The sequence below is a fragment of the Hydrocoleum sp. CS-953 genome (assembly GCF_002260545.1).
Classification (GTDB): Bacteria; Cyanobacteriota; Cyanobacteriia; order Cyanobacteriales; family Microcoleaceae; genus Trichodesmium.
On the sequence record NZ_LGSU01000270.1, the window covers coordinates 1 to 2,594 of the forward strand.

Below are 2,594 nucleotides of genomic sequence, written 5' to 3' on the forward strand. Positions count from 1 at the left end.
TGCGTATATCGCAATAGTGTTGAATAATTTTTTAGTTTTCCATTCACAATAAAGAAAATTCTGTTGTGAAAGTTGACTTCTCAAACCAGTCTCAGGAAATTTATTGCAGTAGAGAAAAGTGGCAGTATATTTTCTATAAGATGTTTAATTATGACTATTGCATAAGTCAGAATGCTGATGATAGTATCTTGATTAAGAACGCAAAGTAGAAAGCAAAAAGATGAGAAGAGATTTGGGAAAAATACGTTTTGATAACCAGATTTGGTATAACCTCTAATTTAAAACTTTCCAACAATAAAAGTTTCATTCATAATTTCCAAATCTACCTAATTAAAACCGTGAATTTTTTTATAAAAAATCTCAAATTTACAATAGTTACGCCAAGACAATATATATAGTAAATTAAAACTATAAATCATTAAATAAGTAGTGTTTTAAACTCATGGATTGGGTGATTATTGTTATAAATAGGAATTTTAAAATTATTTTCCCACTCTTCCCTTTTTCCCAAGAGATTTTCTGGCAAATCAAATAGGAAAACTACATATGAAAGAAATTAAAGAAGTTGCTACTCTGCTAGAACAAAAAAATTATAAACAGGCAGCTAAACTACTAAAAAAATTACAAAAAGAAGATCCTCAAAATTTGTGGGTGCAACTATATATTGGGCGGTGGTATGAAGAGATAGATAAATTAGAATCAGCAGAAAAATTTTATAGAAAATTGCTCAAAGATGCAACAAACCCACAAGTAGTTATACAAGCGCGTCAAGGTTTAAAAAGAATAGAAAATATAGAAAAAAATCGCCAAAAAGAAGCGATCGCTGTGGCAAAATCTAATCCTGAAAATATAGAACCAGGATTACTTATTCTTGAACCAGTTAGCAAAGAAAATAAACAGGAAGCAGTTAAAAATCTGGCAAGAATTATGAAAATTGACCCCTACTCTGCCAGAATGCAGTTACAAAATAGAGGTTGGCGAATTTATCGAGTTGGAGCAATTGGAGAATTAAAAGTTTATGGTGAAGAAATGCTCAAAGCAGGTATTCCTGTATTTTGGGCAAAAATATCAGATATTGAAAAGATAAATATTTTCAGAGTGCAATATTTTCAATCTATTTCTCCCCAGGCAAATATTGTTTGTTTGAATGAGCAAGATAAAATGGGAAGTTTAAATTTTGATTGGTCAGAAGTAGTAGCAAAAGTTGAAGGATTATTACCTATTTTTATGGATGCCATGGATTACGATCCTAGGCGACGTTCCCAAAAAATTCGTCATAAGAAAATGACTCAAGATTATGCAAATATATTAGATTTACATCTTTCTAGTCGCCGTAGCATTATCAGATTTTGTGACCAAAATTATCAATATCAAAAAGGGATTACTCCTAAGATTCAGACTCAAGAGCAATCCCTATTAAAAGCACAAACTACTAATAGAAGTAAATGGAATGACTTAGTAAATATGATTGACCAAAAATTAGGTAAAGTGCAAACTTGGTCTAATTTTACTGCCTTTGGAGAAGTGACAAGTCGAGATTATACCCAACTATTAAGTCGTCTCAAATCTCACATTGATATATCCCGTAAAATCGAAACAATGTGGGACCCAGCTTTTCAGTTATATAGTAGTTTAGTATTCTTGACATACTCCCGACGTTCCGCTTAGGTGACAACGCGGGATTCTTCAGTCAGGGAAAAACTGACCGCAGTTTTGACAGAGGTGATGTCCTCCCCCTGTGTTAACGTTAGATAATAATAAAATACTTCCTGCTTGTCAAGGGGAGCAGAACGTTTTATTTGTGGAGGTATCCGACTGTTGACCCTGGTTTTCCTTATAGGACCTTTTCAAGAGAGTGCAAGACTTGTCGCTAGGCAATTAAAAGATAATTTCTTAACCCCTTGATTATTGATACTATCTTGGTAAATTCATGCTCTTAGCAATACTACGGAACATACTCATATTAGCACCAGGACGACGACGTTTAGCAGTAGGTTTCGGCATTAAAAAGTTAGGAGCAAATAATACTACCTCTTTTGGTTCCTGGGGAGTTGTAAAATTTGTTATGGCAGGTTGTGGTGCTGGTACTTGAGGAACGGTAGATTGTTGTTTTTCAACTTTTTCAGCTTTTTTAGCAGCTTGAGCTTCTTTTTTTGCTTCTGTAGCGGCAACTTTTTCAGCTTTTTTAGCAGCAGAAAGTTTAGCTTTTGCCTCTTTTGGAGTTTCAGAACTAGCTGGTTTAGTTTCTGTTGTTGTAGATTCTGGTACTGTTACAGTAGCTTGAGTTGATTCTTGCTTAGGCGCACTGTCTTCTTTAGGAGCATCAAATTCTAATAGATACTCTGATTTTTTTCCAAAAGGAAAAATACCGAAAATTCCCGCAAATATTCCTCCGATAAAAGCTAACATGATTTTTATCTCCTAAAATGATTTTTTTTGTAGTATTGCTTACAGATTAATACTGTACGCTCAGGTTATGACATTGCGCAACTTTTATTCATATTTCTTTATAAAACTTTACATTAAGTACAATGACGTAGACTGTAAATGTAATTAGGGTTTGCTGAAAAAGTCTTTTTTAAGGAGTAGGGGAG

General features: G+C 33.5%; 2 protein-coding genes. One reads left to right on the forward strand and one right to left on the reverse strand.

The window, feature by feature from the left end:
* The first annotated feature begins 546 nt into the window (after positions 1-546).
* Positions 547-1,668: a lipopolysaccharide assembly protein LapB gene (locus AFK68_RS02420; protein ID WP_094671345.1), complete on the forward strand. Its 1,122-nt coding sequence runs from the start codon at positions 547-549 to the stop codon at positions 1,666-1,668.
* Positions 1,669-1,914: 246 nt separating this feature from the next.
* Here AFK68_RS02420 and AFK68_RS02425 read toward each other — a convergent pair whose 3' ends face one another.
* A complete protein-coding gene (locus tag AFK68_RS02425; RefSeq protein WP_094671347.1) occupies positions 1,915-2,409 on the reverse strand; it encodes a hypothetical protein in 495 nt (164 codons plus the stop codon).
* Between the last annotated feature and the right edge of the window lie 185 nt (positions 2,410-2,594).